Origin of the sequence: Clostridium sp. AM42-4, from assembly GCF_003480105.1 — a bacterium.
Taxonomy (GTDB): domain Bacteria; phylum Bacillota; class Clostridia; order Lachnospirales; family Lachnospiraceae; genus Brotaphodocola.
The window spans coordinates 4,169-4,456 of sequence record NZ_QUIK01000006.1 but is presented as its reverse complement, the minus strand read 5'-3'; the positions used below and the strand labels follow the sequence as shown (position 1 = coordinate 4,456).

General features: G+C 39.6%; 1 protein-coding gene. It reads left to right on the top strand.

The genetic code is table 11. The annotated features are described in order from the left end of the window. Positions 1-6: 6 nt before the first annotated feature. The coding region (locus DW922_RS17590; RefSeq protein ID WP_279221325.1) for an IS200/IS605 family accessory protein TnpB-related protein at positions 7-288 on the top strand (282 nt) is incomplete at its 3' end.

Here is a 288-nt window from a genome sequence, read left to right as displayed (position 1 = left end):
CGATGTATCACGAACTATTGTGTAAAGAATGATATTCATACGGTTGTAATTGGAGATATAAAGGGGATTCGTAAAGAGAGAAACCTGGGGAGGAAAACCAACCAGAAGCTTCACAGTCTGCCATATGCCCGTATCTATATGCAGTTAGAATATAAGCTTAAAATGAAAGGGATTTGCCTGATAAGACAGGAAGAAAGCTATTCCAGTCAATGTCCGCCGCAGTCAGAAAAAGTATCGCACATTTATGCAGAGAAAAGAAATCGAAAAAAAGCGTGGCATCTGCATTGT